Genomic DNA, 13719 nt, shown 5'->3' on the forward strand with positions numbered 1-13719 from the left:
GAATGTCGGATCATGTCGATCAGCCGCCACCAAGGCTCGTCCGCCTCCGGCCCCTGGAAGGAAGTCCCGGTGCCGCCGCTGCGCGCGCTGCCTTGGCCGGTGATGGCGCGCAGCCAGGAGTTGGCCGCCGGCGAGCGTTTCCCGCCGCATGCGCATGACTGGAACCAGGTGGTGTTCGCCACCCACGGCGTGCTGCAGGTGACGGCGCGCAATGCGCGGCACGTGATCACCCCGCAGCAGGCGCTGTGGGTGCCTACCGGCATGGTCCATCACACCGGTGCTTTGAGTGCGGCTGCGTTCCGCAACCTCTACGTGGCCGATGATCCGGCGCTGGGCATGCCCGACCGGTGCGCGGTGCTGGATGTGTCGCCGCTGCTGCGCGAGTTGATCGTGGAGCTGGGGCAGGTGCGGCCGGAAGACGATGCGGGCTACTACGCGCATCTGAGCGCGCTGGTCACCACGCAGCTGCGCCGCCAGCGCCAGCATGTGCGCCACCTGCCGTGGCCGCAGGATGCGCGGCTGCAGCGCTGGTGCCAGGCACTGCACGACCAGCCCGGTGATGCGCGCGGCGTGGACGAGTGGGCACGGCTGTTGGGCGCGTCGCCGCGCACGCTGGCGCGGCATTTCGAGCGCGAGACCGGCATGAGCCTGCGCACGTGGCGCACGCGGCTGCGCCTGCTGCGCGCGATCGAGTGGCTGGCGCAGGGGCGTTCGCCGACGGCGATCGCGCATGAGCTGGGCTATGCCTCGGCCTCGGCGTTCAACTACATGTTCCGGGTCGAAATGGGCATGAGCCCGTTGCAATGGCGAAGGGCACGGCAACCGGGCTGAGCGCAGCGGCCTTTCCCCCGCAGGTGCCGGCGCGCCCGGGTGGGGGAGGGAGACCCCGGCGCGCCGGCGGAACGGATCAGGCGCGTTCGGTCAATACGTCAACCAGGCTGTCCACATCGCGGGCGCCGTCGTAGCGCACCCCATTGATGAAAAGGCACGGGGTACCGTTGACGCCGCTGCGCACGCCGCCCATGAAGTCGCGCTCGATGCGGTCATCGAACGCGCCGTTGTCGGCGGCCTGCAGCAGCGCGGGGTCTACTCCCAGCTGCTTGCCATAGGCCTGCAGGTCGCGCGCGCTCAAGGCATCCTGGCGCTGGTAGAGCAGGTCATGCGCTTCCCAGAACAACCCCGCGTCTGCGGCCGCTTCGGCAAAACGCGCAGCCGGCAGCGCGTTCGGGTGGATTTCGGAAATGGGGAAGTTGCGGAACACAAAGCGCATCCGGTCGCCCAATGCCTGCTGCACCGCTTTGAGCATGGGATACGCCTCGCCGCAGTACGGGCATTGGTAGTCCCCGTACTCGACCAGGGTGATGGGCGCATCGGCCGGACCCTGGCTGTGGTCCTGCGCGCTGACGGGAATCGACAGACCTTTCATGACGCTGCTCCTGCGGTGGAGGGAAGTTGCGCCAGCGCTTCCAGGATGCCGTCGGCGCCGGGATTGATGCCCAAGGGGGAGATGTAGCTCCAGCGCACGATGCCCTCGGCATCGATCACGAACAGCGCGCGCTCGCAGACGCCGTCCTGTTCGCGGTACACGCCGTAGCGGCGGGCCACTTCGCCTTTTGGCTCGAAATCAGCCAGCAAGGGAAAGTGCAGGTGGCGTTGCTCGGCGAATGCGGCGTGGCACCACACCCCATCCACGGAGATGCCCACCAGCTGCGCGCCGCTGCGGTGGAACTCGGGCAGCAGCTGGTTGTACAGCGCCAGCTGGTCGCCGCAGACCGGGCTCCAGTCGGCGGGGTAGAACGCCAGGATCACCGGGTGGCCGCGCAGCTCGTCCAGGCTGACGCGCTGGTCCGGGGTGGCGGGCAACTGGAACGCGGGCGCGGGCGCACCAATGGGCAACGAAACGCGGGGTGCAGCGGACATGACAGCCTCCTGCAGGAACGAAACAACGCGTGGATCAGCGGATGGGGAGGGTGCTTTCGAACAGGAACCAGCTGCGGCGCTCGGCCTCGTCGATCCAGTTCTCGATCAGGCTGGTGGTGGCCACGTCGTTGTGGGTGGTGCACACCCCATGGGTGGCCCGCAGGAAGCGGGTGAGCTGGCGGTTGTCGTCGGCCAGCTCGGCCAGCATGTCCTCGGGGGTCACGTAGTCCGCGTCGTTGTCGAGCAGGCGCTGGATGCGGTGGATCTGCCCGATCGAGCGCAGCGTGGTGCCGCCGACCTTGCGCGCCCGTTCGGCGATGGCATCGGTGGTGGCGAAGATCTGCTCGCCCTGCTCATCCAGCATCAGGTGGTAGTCGCGGAAGTGCGGGCCGGACAGGTGCCAGTGGAAGTTCTTGGTCTTCAGGTACAACGCGAACACATCGGCCAGCAGCACGGTCAGGGCGCCGGCGATGTCCTTGCCGGCCTGCAGGCTGAGGTCGGACGGCGTGCGCAGCGGGGCGGTCTGGCGGGACGGGGCGACAATATCGTGCATGGCGGCTCTCCGGTAGCGGGGGAAGGCGGCCCGGGCCGCAGGTGCTGCGGGGGAGCCGATGGATCCAGACTAGGCAGCGGGGGCCGGCGGGAACATTGCGCGATCGTTTCCCCGGCTCATACCTTGGTTTGGGCCACCTGCCGGCGCATCCCTCTTTGGGGGGATCTGCCGCCCCCGGGTGCGGGGGATACTGGGCTCACCCCGGCGCAGATGACTGCGCCCCGCCAGGAGGCCAGACCGTGGTGCCCAGCTCGACTTCCACGCGCCCGCACGCCGCCGCGGCATCCACGTTGCGCGGCCGCACCGTGTTCCGCGCCGCTGCCGCGCTGCTCACGCTGGGGATCTTCCTGGTCGATGTGCTCACCACGCTGGAAGGTGCGGTAGCAGTGCTGTACGTGGTGGCGGTGCTGCTGGTGGCGCGCACCGGGCGCCGCGCCGACATCGTCATCACTGCCGTGGCCGGCATCGGATTGACCCTCATCGCCTACCTGGATTCGCACGGGGTGAACCATGTGGGCGCGCAGACCTTCCGCGCACTGGTCAGCCTCGCGGCGATCGTCATCACCGCGCTTCTGGCGCTGCAGTACCAGGGCGCGATGCAGCGCCTGCGCGGGCAGGCAACGCTGCTGGACCTGTCGCACGACATGATCTTCGTGCGTGACCGCAGCGGGGTGATCACGTTCTGGAACCGCACGGCCGCGCAGGTGTACGGTTGGTCGGCCGAGGAATCCATCGGCCGCGTGGCCGATGTCCTGCTGTCCACCCGCTATCCGCAGGCACGCGAGGCAGTGGAAGCCACCCTGCTGCAACTGGGCAGCTGGGAAGGCACGCTGGAGCAGCGCACCCGCGACGGCGCCTGGCGCGTGCTGGAAAGCCGCTGGGTGATCCAGCGCGATGGCCTGGGGCGCGCAACCGGCGTGATGGAAACCCACACCGACGTCACCGAGCGCCGCAGGGCCGAGGATGCCGCGCTGCGCGCGCAGGCCGAACTGGCGCACGCCACGCGCGTGGCCACGCTCGGTGAGCTGACGGCTTCACTGGCGCACGAGGTCAACCAGCCGCTGATGGCGGTGGTGACCAACGGCGAGGCCGGGCTGCGCTGGCTGCACCGCGACCCGCCGGACCTGCACGAAGTGGAGGCCGCCATCACCCGCACGGTGAGGGAAGCGCGCCGTGCCAGTGAGATCGTCAAACGCGTCCGCGCGTTCCTGGCCAAACGCAGCACGCCGCGCGAACCGCTCGATGCCTCCCTGCTGATCGAAGACGCGGTGCGGCTGGTGCAGCACGAACTCAACCGTGAGGCAGTGCAGCTGCACGTGGCAGTGACCGCCGACCTTCCCGCCGTGCACGGTGATGCGGTGCAGCTTCAGCAGGTGCTGGTGAACCTGCTGATCAACGCCAGCCAGGCCATGGCCGGGCAGGCCAACGCGCGGCAGCTGGTGGTGGAGGCGCAGCCCGGCGCGCCCGGCGAAGTGGCCATCAGCATTGCCGACAGCGGCCCGGGCATCGACAGCGCGCACCTGGACACCCTGTTCCAACCCTTCTTCACCACCAAGCCGGACGGCATGGGCATGGGCCTGGCGATCTGCCGGTCCACCGCCGAAGCCCATGGTGGGCGGCTGTCGGTGGAGAGCGAACCCGGCCATGGCGCCACCTTCCGGCTGGTGCTGGCCACCCATCCCACAGGAGCACGCGCCTGATGAGCCTACCCACACCGCCACTGGTCGTGGTGGTCGATGACGATGCCGCCGTGCGCGACGCGCTGGACAGCCTGCTGCGGTCGGTGGGGCTGCAGACCCGCGTGCTGGGCGCGCCTTCGGAGCTGCTGCAGGCGGTGCTGCCGGACGTGCCTGGCTGCATCGTGCTGGACGTGCGCCTGCCGGGCATCAGCGGGTTGGATCTGCAGGGCCAGTTGGCCGCGCAGGGCATCCACCTGCCCATCGTGTTCATGACCGGGCACGGCGACATTCCCATGACCGTGCGCGCGATGAAGGCCGGGGCGGTGGATTTCCTGGCCAAGCCGTTCCGCGACCAGGACATGCTGGATGCGGTCAGCGCCGCGATCGAGCGCGACACCCGCCGCCGCCAGGACATGGCCGCGCGCGGTTCGCTGGAAACGCGCTACGCCACCCTGACCCCGCGCGAGCGCGAGGTAATGGCGCACGTAGTGGCCGGGTTGATGAACAAACAGGTGGCCGGCGTGCTGCACCTGAGCGAGATCACCGTGAAGATCCATCGCGGCAACGTAATGCGCAAGATGGGCGTGCGCTCGCTGGCCGACCTGGTACGGCACGCAGAGGCACTGGGCGTGGGCACCGGCACCGCCTGATCCGGCCGGCACAAACCTGTGTATGGTTCCGGCGCGCGGCCGGATCGGGCATAAAGGCCCCATGAAGCCGAGTTACCGCATTGCGATCGTCGATGACGACGACGGGGTCCGCCAGTCGTTGTCCAGCCTGGTGCGCTCGCTGGGCCACGAAGCGCGCACCTATGCCTCGGCGGCGGCGTTCCTGGCCGACGCGGGCGACGCGCCCGACTGCCTGCTCACCGACATGCAGATGCCGCAGATGAGTGGCGACCAGCTGCAGGCCGAACTGCTCGCGCGCGGGTGCGCGTTTCCAATGATCTTCATGACTGCGTTTCCGACCGATGCGCTGCGCGCGCGGGTGATGGAGCGGGGCGGTCGCGCGTTTCTGGTCAAGCCGGTGGACGGCGAGGCGATGCTGCGCTGTATCGAGGAGGCGATCACCTCATGACCACTGCATCACGCGACCACCGCTACGGTGCAGCCATGCCCAAAGGGGCAGGCCACCACGAGCACGCACATGAACACTGAAAAGCAGCCCGGCAAGCAGCAGGGCGTTGACGAAGCCAAGCAGGACCGGAAGCAGGAAGACGCGGCCAAGGCCCGCCCGGGCCAGACCGATGAGAGCGTCCGTCAGTCCGAAAGCCGGCGCCCGCCGATCAAGGACAATCCGGACGCATGACACAATCGGCGTTCCGCTCCTGCAAAGGTGTCTACGCCGATGAAATGTTGGGTTGCCGGCTTGTTCTGGCTTGCTGTAACAGGGTTCAGCGTCCCGGCACAGGCGGCTGAGCCGCCGGGCCCCGCGCCCCACAACCGAGCCGAGGCAGTGAAGGTCATTGCCGACCTGCGCAAGGTCGTGGCCGACGACGGCATCGAGCGGCTGCAGAAGGTCCGCGTCGGCGGCATCGACCAGTGGGTCTCCATCCGCGGCAACGACCGCCGCAACCCGGTGCTGCTGATGCTGCACGGCGGGCCCGGTTGGGTGGCCATGCCCACCAGCTGGTATTTCCAGCGTGGTTGGGAGGAGTACTTCACTGTCGTGCAGTGGGACCAGCGCGGTGCAGGCAAGACCTACGCGGCCAATGACCCTGCGGTGGTCGCTCCGACCATGACCCGCGAACGGATGATCGCCGACAGCGAGGAAATGGTGGCCTGGCTGCGCAGCGAGTTCGGCAAGGAGCGGATCTTCGTGCTGGGCCAATCGTGGGGAAGCTACCTGGGTCTGGAGCTGGCCCAGCGCCGGCCCGAGTGGCTGCATGCCTACATCGGCATCGGGCAGATCTCCAATGCGCCGGAAAGCGAGCGCCGTGGTTTTGCGTGGACCCTGCAGCAGGCGCGGACCGATGGCAACGCCGAAGCGGTGGCCGAGCTGGAAGCATTGGCGCCCTACGCACAGGGAAACCAACCCGTGCCGCTTGAGAAGCTGTTCAAGCAGCGGAAGTGGCTCAACCACTACGGCGGCATGGTGCACAACCGCAGGGGCGGCGATGCCGAGGCGGCCGCGATCAGGCTTTCGCCGGAGTACACCGACCATGACGTGGCCGAGGTGTGGAAGGGCAACGACTTCTCGATGCAGCACCTGCTCAGCGAGGTGCTGACCCTGGATATGACCACGGTTCGGGAACTGAAGGTTCCGGTGTTCCTGTTCGAAGGCCGGCACGACCACAACGTCTCGTCCGAGCTCGCGGCGGAGTGGCTCCAGGGCGTAAAGGCGCCGGCCAAGCAGCTGGTCTGGTTCGAGCAGTCCGCGCACGAAGTGATGATCGAAGAACCGGGCAAGACCCTGCTCACCCTCGTACAGCAGGTACGCCCGATTGCCGAGCGGGCAGGAGACGGCCCCGCTGAGACACCTTGACGGCAGAGCCACGCAAACGAAAAAGCCACCCGATGGGTGGCTTTTTCGTTTGGCAGCCATCAAGAGGACGGCGGCGGGAATGTGGTGGAGCCAAGGGGAACCGCTGAAACTTCGGAAACCCTTGCGACACAATGGGGGCGACGGGGCCGTTGGTGCAGATGCCCCCACATATGCCCCCGCTCTCAAGCTGCTTTCGGCAGGTCCTCCGAACTCCCGTCCCGGGCAGCCAATTTGGCCTCAATCCAGGCGTCGATTTCGTCCTCCGACCAGGCGACACAGTTGCCGCCGAGGTCGATTTGCGCAGGAAACTCCTTCCGGCGGATCCGGTCGTAGATGGTGTTCTTGGCCAGGCCCGTCCGGGCGGTGACCTCCTTGAGGCGCAGCAGGTTGGGTACGCGGCGCGGTGTGGGGGTGGTATTCATGGGGTCTCCTTCGCCGCGGTGCGCGGCTGATTGGGGTTCTGCTTGCGGGTGCGCGGGCAACTGTCCCGGGCGGCTTCCATGACCTTCAGTGCTTCGTCCATGTCGCCGGCGGCGAGGTGGTGGAGGGCCAGGCCCCGGGCCTCCCAGAGGCGGACGGTGGCAGGGCCTTCCTGGGCCAGGTCCACGCCCGACATGCCGGCCAGGTCGTGGGCAGTGCGCTCGACGGTGTCGGCGAAGCTGAGCTGCAGACCGTCAGCCATGGGCTGCCCCCATGGCACAATGCCGCCGCACCCATATGGAGATGGTCCGATGATCGCCGCCGAAGTGATGGTTCCTTGCATCTCCGCCGCATCTAGTTGCCGTCTCGACTGGACGGCCTTGTCCGCGGTAGGCGGGTGGGCGGCGGCCATCGCCACCTTTCTCGCGGTATACGTGCCCGCGCGGAACTACAAGGCAGACAACGAGCGACGGGCAAAGCGGGAACGACAGATCTCCTTTATTGAGATCAACCGGGTGATCCCGAAGGTTAGAGACATTCGCGGCCAAGCGCGCTCGATACAGGAGAACATCATCCCGGCGCTCCCCGAAGTTCTTAGACGAGCGAAGTATGACTCCGCAGATGTCGCGGGCCTGCTGCGAGTGAAGGGTCAGGTGCCGTTCGTTATTCTCTCCGAAGGATTGGAGATGATCTCCATGGCCATTTCGAACCTTCAGACGAACCTCGACACTGCTAACGACTACCTTGATGCCGGAGCCGCTATACCGCTCTACGAGAACCATCAATTTCACAGAATTGACGATTTTCAGCACGTCTTGCACAACATCGAGGTCGCCGCCACCAACGTGCTCTTGGCGATGAAGAAGTTCGCCGGGATTGATTTCGTCGGCGAGGAGTAGTGCGCGGGCAAGACTCACGGCATAGTCTCCGGCTGCTCGAGGCGATATCCATCGAGCAGCTCCTGCACCTGGCCCTGCAGCCCGGCGGCCATGTCGCAGAAGTTCGGCACCACTGTGGTGGCCATGACGTGCAGCTGGTCGCGGATCCGCTCAAGCGCTTCAAGCGGCACGGCGACTGTCCTGGACAACTCAGACATAGATCACCCCCGTAGCTACCAGGGCAGCACGTGTCCCGTCCCAGTCGCCTTCGTGCTTGATGGCGACGCCGCCGGCTTCGGTCCAGGCTGCGCAGTTCTTGCCCCAGTCGTCGATCAGGATGTCGCCCGGCTGGTGCATGAAGAGCGGCTTGTGCCTGCCGCCCAGTACGGGCAGGACCAGGCACGTCTGTGAGAGGTGCTGCCGGACCCATGCACGCTTCTGCGAAGCCACATGCGCGTAGTTCGACTTCGGACACGCGGTGAGGATGACCGGCTGCAGGTGCTCCACGGACCGGAAGAAGTTGATCGCGCCAGTCATTGGCGGCAGGTCGCGGAAGAAGGATGCGTGGCTATTGATGTGCCCCCACATTTCCTCGTCGGCCAACGAGCGGTGGTCGAGCCCGAACACAGCTGGAAACGCGCCGTCGAAGTCGGCCATTACGCCGTCCAGGTCGATGTAGAGCGTGCGCGCCGGCCTCACCTGCACCTGGCCACCGGGCTTGACGGTCGCCAGCGTCATAGGGCGGAAATGATCCACCGCCGCCCAGAAGGCACGCGCGGCGTCGTCGAGCTGGGCGCCTTCGGCCAGCAGCACGCTGCCGTCCGGCTGAATCCGGAAGATCTCCTTGCCGGGGCCGAAGATGAGCGCCGGCGTGGAAAGCTGGGCTACGCCGTGGACCCCGCTCCAGTTGAGGTGCGGTGCATGAATGGCGCTCTTCTCGGGTTGCTGCGCATTGCTCATGGCTGTTGCTCCTTCGGTTGCTGGGGCGCGCGTGCGGACTGCAGCGACGCCCAGGTGAGGGGAAATGGGCCGCGCTTGGCCCAGGTGGATGCGGTTTCGATGCTGGTGCCGATGGCTTCGGCGATCTCGCGGCTGGTGAGCAGCTTCCCTTCGACCACGTGGGCGAAGAGCCGAGCCCGGGCCAGGCCTGCGCGGCGGCGGTGGTGGCATCGGGGACGCGCTGGGTGGGTGGCCATCACGGGCGCCCCTGAGTCAGCGCCGGCGCCTGCTGCGGTGCGCCGACAGCGGTGGCCAGCTTGCCTGTCTCGTCCATCAACCGGATCGCGTCCAGCTCGACCTTCACCGCACCGATGTAGGTTGTGGCCACCATCGTCGTGGTCTTGGCGCGCTCGATTACCTGGTTCATTTCGTCGGCGCTGAGGTTGTCGTCGCCGAGGCGCTCCAGCATGGCCACCAGGTGGTCGCGGACGTCACTGACCTTGTTCTTCATGCTGCTGCTCCTTCGTGCGTTTGTTGATCCGGCGAGTAATGCGCGCCTTGAGGTAGATGAGTTCTTTCACTTCGGCGGGATAGCGGTTGTGCAGCGTGTTGCGGCGCATGTTCTCGGCGAGAGTCACTACTTCCAGCCGGTCGGCAGTGATGTCGGCTGCGGTGAAGGTCTTCATGCCCGGCCGGAAGATCACGATGTGGCCTGCCGGTACCTGTCCCTTGGCTTCCTCCCAGACCATCACGTGTACCGGGCGCCAGCGTTGGGCCGGGAATATGGATGGGTCGTCTGTGATCTTTCTCATCAGCACATTCCGCTTCCGGTCGATCTTTTCCGTGCCGATCGGGACGTAGTTGCGGGATTCGCTCGCGAGACGGCCCTTCTTGAATTGCGTGGTCGCCATGCGCCCGGATGACCAGCCAGGACGCCGAAGGCCCTTGTTCGGCGGCACCTGCCCGGGCTTGAAGCGCGCCGCGATGGAGGCCGGATCCTCGGTGCCGTTCCACAGCCTGGCCAGCGGCTGCGTTTCGAAGTCATCGGCCTTCTTGAGGCCAAGCTGGCTGGCACGGCGGTAGACAGACGCGCGGCCCCGTTTCAGCACGTGAGCGATCAGGAACGCGGGGAAGCGCGGCCAGTTGATCCGCAAGGTCTCGTCCTCGTCAGCAGTCCAAGTTCGGCCGTTCATCAGCGCCCTCCGATCAGGGCGGCGCGCAGCGTTTGAACCCTCGCGCGGCATAATTCGATGGTTTCGTCGCTGGTGCTGCGCAGCGTTTCGTGGTGCCCTAGGCGGGCTGCCGCTTCGACCAACTCGGTCAGCAGCTGCTCGCGCTCGGTGCTGGTGGTAGCGCCGTTGGCGCGCAGCTCGGTGAGCTCCGCCTGCAGCTGCTCGGTCCGCTCGGCGGCCAGCACCAGCCAGTGGCGCAGGGCCGCCTTGGTCGGCTGCTTCATACGGCCAGGGGTCGGGCCGGTGGCCGGCGCCAGCACCAGGGCACTCATCAGCGGGCGTCCCGCCGCGCTTCGGCCAGTATCTCGCGGAGGTCTTCTAGAACCTTGCGGTCCTCGCCCTGAGCGGTGGCGGCGGCCAAGGCGCGTTCGAGGGCGTAGGCGCGGTCGTTGGGGTGGATGCAGTTCATGGCAGAATCGGCTCCTACAGGGAGGGGACATGGACTTTCAGCAGTGGATGATTTCTGCCGATTGGGACGACATTCGGGAATGGCTGTCGATCTTCATCGCTGCGTTCGCAGCGGTGGCCGCGACAGTGGTCGGGGTAGCGGCGGCCATCGGCACAATCCTCGTGGCGGTCCTGGCTAACAGAACGAGCATGCGGGCCACTCAGATTGCCGAGGAGGCAAAGGGAATCGCAAAGATGCAGCACGAAGCTGGTGAAGCCCTTCGAAAGGCGAACGCCAAAATCCTGGGAAGGCTTCTGCTGCTGGAGGTGTCGACCCTTCCGACAATTCTCGCTGCCCTGACAAGAGGTTGGACCCAGGCGATAACCATGGAAGATGGATCTATCGGGCTCGCTGATCCTCAAGCTTTTGTCCAGATTCTGGTTGAGGCCAAACTTCCACTGACCCCCATGGCTCGGTCGGCCGAAGATCGAATTCACAATCTCCCTGACGATCTCGGCGCCGAGCTTGCGAGTTTGATAGCGGCTTGCATCGCTTTGAACGATATAGCCGGCCGTTTGCACACCAAAGTTCGAGTCGATGGAAAAGATGGATCGGTCGGCTACGCCGGAAATCAGATTGAAATGATCCAATTTCGTCAACAATTCAAAGCGGTGCTTGCTCGAAGCGTGAGGTTTGCCCGGGAACTGCAGGTGTTCGTCGGTATCGAGGCCGACAGGTACAGCGAGATAGACGACGTTCTTCAAGCGAGCTGACCCGTGGTAACGTCTCACGCCTCCACCCCCAGGGACCGGAGGTCCAGCTCGTCCACGCGATCGCGGAGTCGGTGGCACGCGGCGCGCAGTGCGATCGCCACATCGCGGCGGTTGTCCTTCGGGTAGAAGTCCAGCCCCTCGAAGTGCACTGCTCCGGTCAGGTCGCGGCGGAACAGCCGGTAGGCGATCACGCCGGTGTCGCCCATCGGGTACCGGCCCCAGGAGAAGCCGCCGTTGCGCTTCGGCGCGCGGCGGGAGATAGGCCGGCTCATGCAGCCTGCTCCTTCCGGCTGGGCGAGGGCAGTCGCCCCTCGATCACCTGACGACGGCTCTTCGCCTTCTTCAGCGGCGTGTCGCCCAGCACCTGGACGCGGCCGCCGGCTTTCTGGAAGGCCGCAATGTCGGCCTCCAGCTTCTGCTGTTCGGTTTCCTTCTGGCGCCGCGTGGGGCTGTCGTAGAAGGGGCGGGCATGGATGTCGGTCATGCTGCGATCCTCAGCGGCGCGCGGCTCACCGGCCCGTGCCACAGGTTGAAGGTGTTGTTGATCCGGACCTGCACCGGGTCCGACTTGATCGCCGGCAGCGGCGTGCGCAACCGGCGCGTGTCGTTGGTGCACATGGCGCAGGTCGACTCATGCCCCCGCTTGCCGGCGCGCGGGAACGAATCCAGCGGCAGGCAGCGGTGGCACCCGGTGCAGGTCCGGCGTTCCATCAGGCAGCCCTCTGGACCCAGGCGTTGCCGGCTCGCAACGCGGCAGCCGACAGGGCATTGCAGATGTCGATGAACTGCGCCTGGTCGTACAGCTTGGCGGAGCCCTTCTCGGGCAGGGCGTTGAAGCCGAGCTTGGCCAGGCCGTCGGCGGAGATCGTCAGAGGCGCGATGTGTGCATTGATGTCACCCAGCTTCATCTTGACCACCTCGCGCGGGGCCGCGGTGGCCGGGGCTGCCTGCGGCGAGCGCACAAGCACCGGGGCAGGACGCGCGACCTGCGCAGGCACCTGGTGTTCCACCACCACGGGCGAAAGCGAAGCTGCAGCGGCAGCCTCGGCGGCTTTGGCGGCGTCCTGCTCGCGCTGGATGCGGTCGGCTTCCTCCTGGCGGATCTTCTCCCGCTCGTCTGCCCGGCGCTTCTCCTCGGCCTTTTCGTGGTTGCTGATCCGCGCCGCCACCAGGTTGCGCAGGTCTTCCGGCGCCTTGCTGGCGCACAGCTGCACGCGGTCGGCGAACAGGGTGGAGTACTCGGGCCGCTCGCCCAGGATCGCCATGTTGGCGCGGATCCGGTCGGCGGTCTGGCTGGCGGTGATCTTGGCGTTCGTGGCCACCGCGTCGACCGCGTCCTGCATGCTGGCGAAGGAGCGCTTGCCCTTCATGGCCGCCTGCAGGTCGGCGATCAGCGTGATCGGCATCGGCACGCCGTGTTCGCCCAGTGTCTCGTTGATGGCGCGGACGTGATCCTGCACCGCGCGGCGGGCGTTGTTGCCGATCTCGGTGCGACGCTCTTCCTTCCGCTTCGTGACCAGCTTGTCCAGCGCCAGACGCGTTTCACGGGCCTGCTTGCTGATGTCGTCGATCGTGCGGAACAGCAGGTCGATGCTCTCCGTCTGGCTCAGTGCATGCTGCTTGGCGCCGGCCAGCTGGCCTTCGATATCGCTGCACCACTTCACGGTCTTCTCGGCATCGGCGAAGTCCTGATCGGTGACCAGGTCCTGGCTGATGCCTTGGAACACCGCGATGGCCTGATCCTTCCAGTCGGCGAGGTTGGAGGCGGTAACCATGCCGGTCACCTCGATCCTGAGCGCCGGCATCTGGTCTGGAGCGCGGCCGGCGGCGGCCGGCGCTGCGGCCACCGCCGGCTCGTAGTCGGCCACGTCGGCTTCCAGCTGGGCCCAGCCGGTAACGATACGCGCGCGGAGTTCCGGGTTCGGCGTGTACCAGCAGTGGCGCTCTTCTACCAGTCGCCAGCCGTCGCCCTCACGCGCCCATTCGGACGCCATGAAGAACACTCGCTCACACTGGGAGACCATCGCCTGGTGCTCCATCTGGACCTGATACATCAGCGGCAGGTCAGTACCGGTGCAACCGTCGAACATGGCATCGCGCAGCGTCTGGTTCAGCCGTTTGTGCTCCCAGGCGGTGTCCTCCAGCAACGTCAGGCCGTCGAAGCTGGCCGAGTACTTTCCCTGCGAGCCGGTGATCGGGTACAGATCCTCGCCAATGAGGCCTTCAGCGACTACACGGGCCTGCGCTTCAAACTCATGGCCCGGATCAATCACCCGTTCCTGCACAAAGTCGCTGAACTCGCGCGGCACGCCGGCCGCCAGTTCTCGGATCAGGTCTGCACGGGTCTGGTTGGTGGAAGCACCGAGCATTGCCGGCGCGTCGCTGGCGTTCAAGTGCTGGGCGCGGTGAGCATGCCATTCGGGCGTGCCCTGGATGAGGTTGATGGTGCGCAT

General features: G+C 66.6%; 24 protein-coding genes. 8 read left to right on the forward strand and 16 right to left on the reverse strand.

Annotated elements, in window-relative coordinates:
• Positions 1-12 precede the first annotated feature (12 nt).
• Positions 13-831 (forward strand): AraC family transcriptional regulator, encoded by an 819-nt coding sequence (locus tag ACQG3P_RS13430; RefSeq protein ID WP_426805325.1) that lies wholly within the window; start codon positions 13-15, stop codon positions 829-831.
• Between the two features lie 76 nt (positions 832-907).
• Here ACQG3P_RS13430 and ACQG3P_RS13435 read toward each other — a convergent pair whose 3' ends face one another.
• From ACQG3P_RS13435 to ACQG3P_RS13445, 3 genes are read right to left on the reverse strand one after another with little or no spacing between them, the layout of a single operon-like run.
• On the reverse strand, positions 908-1426 hold the full coding sequence (locus ACQG3P_RS13435; protein ID WP_426805326.1) for a DsbA family protein: 519 nt from the start codon (positions 1424-1426) through the stop codon (positions 908-910).
• Complete coding sequence (locus ACQG3P_RS13440) at positions 1423-1920, reverse strand: peroxiredoxin (protein ID WP_068853306.1); 498 nt, start codon at positions 1918-1920, stop codon at positions 1423-1425. The genes ACQG3P_RS13435 and ACQG3P_RS13440 overlap by 4 nt, the downstream gene beginning before the upstream one ends.
• A gap of 34 nt (positions 1921-1954) precedes the next feature.
• On the reverse strand, positions 1955-2473 hold the full coding sequence (locus ACQG3P_RS13445) for a Dps family protein (protein WP_426805327.1): 519 nt from the start codon (positions 2471-2473) through the stop codon (positions 1955-1957).
• 242 nt (positions 2474-2715) lie between these two features.
• On the opposite strand from ACQG3P_RS13445, the gene ACQG3P_RS13450 reads away from it, so the two are divergent.
• From ACQG3P_RS13450 to ACQG3P_RS13470, 5 genes are all read left to right on the forward strand, one after another.
• Positions 2716-4173, forward strand: coding sequence for a sensor histidine kinase (locus ACQG3P_RS13450; protein ID WP_426805328.1), 1458 nt, complete (start codon positions 2716-2718; stop codon positions 4171-4173).
• On the forward strand, positions 4173-4802 hold the full coding sequence (locus ACQG3P_RS13455; protein ID WP_093536335.1) for a response regulator transcription factor: 630 nt from the start codon (positions 4173-4175) through the stop codon (positions 4800-4802). Before ACQG3P_RS13450 ends, ACQG3P_RS13455 begins: the two co-directional genes overlap by 1 nt.
• A gap of 61 nt (positions 4803-4863) precedes the next feature.
• Entirely contained in the window at positions 4864-5229 is a 366-nt protein-coding gene (locus ACQG3P_RS13460; protein WP_184126566.1) for a response regulator, read from the forward strand.
• A 69-nt stretch (positions 5230-5298) separates the two neighbouring features.
• Positions 5299-5460 (forward strand): hypothetical protein, encoded by a 162-nt coding sequence (locus ACQG3P_RS13465; RefSeq protein ID WP_167693303.1) that lies wholly within the window; start codon positions 5299-5301, stop codon positions 5458-5460.
• A 147-nt stretch (positions 5461-5607) separates the two neighbouring features.
• On the forward strand, positions 5608-6636 hold the full coding sequence (locus tag ACQG3P_RS13470) for an alpha/beta fold hydrolase (RefSeq protein WP_426805329.1): 1029 nt from the start codon (positions 5608-5610) through the stop codon (positions 6634-6636).
• A gap of 182 nt (positions 6637-6818) precedes the next feature.
• Here the strand turns inward: ACQG3P_RS13470 and ACQG3P_RS13475 are convergent, their stop codons facing one another.
• Together ACQG3P_RS13475 and ACQG3P_RS13480 are read right to left on the reverse strand one after the other, a co-directional pair.
• A complete protein-coding gene (locus tag ACQG3P_RS13475; RefSeq protein WP_426805330.1) occupies positions 6819-7058 on the reverse strand; it encodes a helix-turn-helix transcriptional regulator in 240 nt (79 codons plus the stop codon).
• A complete protein-coding gene (locus ACQG3P_RS13480) occupies positions 7055-7318 on the reverse strand; it encodes a hypothetical protein (protein WP_426805331.1) in 264 nt (87 codons plus the stop codon). Before ACQG3P_RS13480 ends, ACQG3P_RS13475 begins: the two co-directional genes overlap by 4 nt.
• Positions 7319-7367: 49 nt before the next feature.
• On the opposite strand from ACQG3P_RS13480, the gene ACQG3P_RS13485 reads away from it, so the two are divergent.
• Positions 7368-7955 carry a hypothetical protein gene (locus ACQG3P_RS13485; RefSeq protein ID WP_426805332.1) on the forward strand — a complete coding sequence of 196 codons (588 nt, stop codon included), beginning with the start codon at positions 7368-7370 and terminating at the stop codon, positions 7953-7955.
• A gap of 14 nt (positions 7956-7969) precedes the next feature.
• Here ACQG3P_RS13485 and ACQG3P_RS13490 read toward each other — a convergent pair whose 3' ends face one another.
• The 7 genes from ACQG3P_RS13490 to ACQG3P_RS13520 are packed head-to-tail and all read right to left on the reverse strand — an operon-like array spanning position 7970 to position 10514.
• On the reverse strand, positions 7970-8125 hold the full coding sequence (locus ACQG3P_RS13490; RefSeq protein WP_426805333.1) for a hypothetical protein: 156 nt from the start codon (positions 8123-8125) through the stop codon (positions 7970-7972).
• Positions 8126-8144: 19 nt separating this feature from the next.
• Entirely contained in the window at positions 8145-8894 is a 750-nt protein-coding gene (locus ACQG3P_RS13495; RefSeq protein WP_426805334.1) for a 5' nucleotidase, NT5C type, read from the reverse strand.
• Positions 8891-9130 carry a hypothetical protein gene (locus tag ACQG3P_RS13500; RefSeq protein ID WP_426805335.1) on the reverse strand — a complete coding sequence of 80 codons (240 nt, stop codon included), beginning with the start codon at positions 9128-9130 and terminating at the stop codon, positions 8891-8893. Before ACQG3P_RS13500 ends, ACQG3P_RS13495 begins: the two co-directional genes overlap by 4 nt.
• Entirely contained in the window at positions 9130-9384 is a 255-nt protein-coding gene (locus ACQG3P_RS13505) for a hypothetical protein (RefSeq protein ID WP_426805336.1), read from the reverse strand. Before ACQG3P_RS13505 ends, ACQG3P_RS13500 begins: the two co-directional genes overlap by 1 nt.
• Positions 9365-10066: an HNH endonuclease signature motif containing protein gene (locus ACQG3P_RS13510; RefSeq protein ID WP_426805337.1), complete on the reverse strand. Its 702-nt coding sequence runs from the start codon at positions 10064-10066 to the stop codon at positions 9365-9367. The genes ACQG3P_RS13505 and ACQG3P_RS13510 overlap by 20 nt, the downstream gene beginning before the upstream one ends.
• The gene (locus ACQG3P_RS13515) at positions 10066-10377 is read right to left on the reverse strand and encodes a hypothetical protein (protein ID WP_426805338.1); all 312 of its coding nucleotides are present in this window, start codon (positions 10375-10377) and stop codon (positions 10066-10068) included. The genes ACQG3P_RS13510 and ACQG3P_RS13515 overlap by 1 nt, the downstream gene beginning before the upstream one ends.
• Positions 10377-10514, reverse strand: a complete 138-nt coding sequence (locus ACQG3P_RS13520; protein WP_426805339.1) for a hypothetical protein — start codon at positions 10512-10514, stop codon at positions 10377-10379. Before ACQG3P_RS13520 ends, ACQG3P_RS13515 begins: the two co-directional genes overlap by 1 nt.
• 29 nt (positions 10515-10543) lie before the next feature.
• Between ACQG3P_RS13520 and ACQG3P_RS13525 the strand changes: the two genes are divergently transcribed.
• Complete coding sequence (locus tag ACQG3P_RS13525) at positions 10544-11266, forward strand: hypothetical protein (RefSeq protein WP_426805340.1); 723 nt, start codon at positions 10544-10546, stop codon at positions 11264-11266.
• Between the two features lie 14 nt (positions 11267-11280).
• Here ACQG3P_RS13525 and ACQG3P_RS13530 read toward each other — a convergent pair whose 3' ends face one another.
• The 4 genes from ACQG3P_RS13530 to ACQG3P_RS13545 are packed head-to-tail and all read right to left on the reverse strand — an operon-like array spanning position 11281 to position 13719.
• On the reverse strand, positions 11281-11538 hold the full coding sequence (locus tag ACQG3P_RS13530; protein WP_426805341.1) for a hypothetical protein: 258 nt from the start codon (positions 11536-11538) through the stop codon (positions 11281-11283).
• Positions 11535-11750, reverse strand: a complete 216-nt coding sequence (locus ACQG3P_RS13535) for a hypothetical protein (RefSeq protein ID WP_426805342.1) — start codon at positions 11748-11750, stop codon at positions 11535-11537. The genes ACQG3P_RS13530 and ACQG3P_RS13535 overlap by 4 nt, the downstream gene beginning before the upstream one ends.
• The gene (locus ACQG3P_RS13540; RefSeq protein ID WP_426805343.1) at positions 11747-11977 is read right to left on the reverse strand and encodes a hypothetical protein; all 231 of its coding nucleotides are present in this window, start codon (positions 11975-11977) and stop codon (positions 11747-11749) included. Before ACQG3P_RS13540 ends, ACQG3P_RS13535 begins: the two co-directional genes overlap by 4 nt.
• Positions 11977-13719, reverse strand: a complete 1743-nt coding sequence (locus tag ACQG3P_RS13545) for a YqaJ viral recombinase family protein (RefSeq protein WP_426805344.1) — start codon at positions 13717-13719, stop codon at positions 11977-11979. The genes ACQG3P_RS13540 and ACQG3P_RS13545 overlap by 1 nt, the downstream gene beginning before the upstream one ends.

The organism is Stenotrophomonas sp. SrG (assembly GCF_050031795.1).
In the GTDB taxonomy this organism is placed as follows: domain Bacteria; phylum Pseudomonadota; class Gammaproteobacteria; order Xanthomonadales; family Xanthomonadaceae; genus Stenotrophomonas; species Stenotrophomonas rhizophila_A.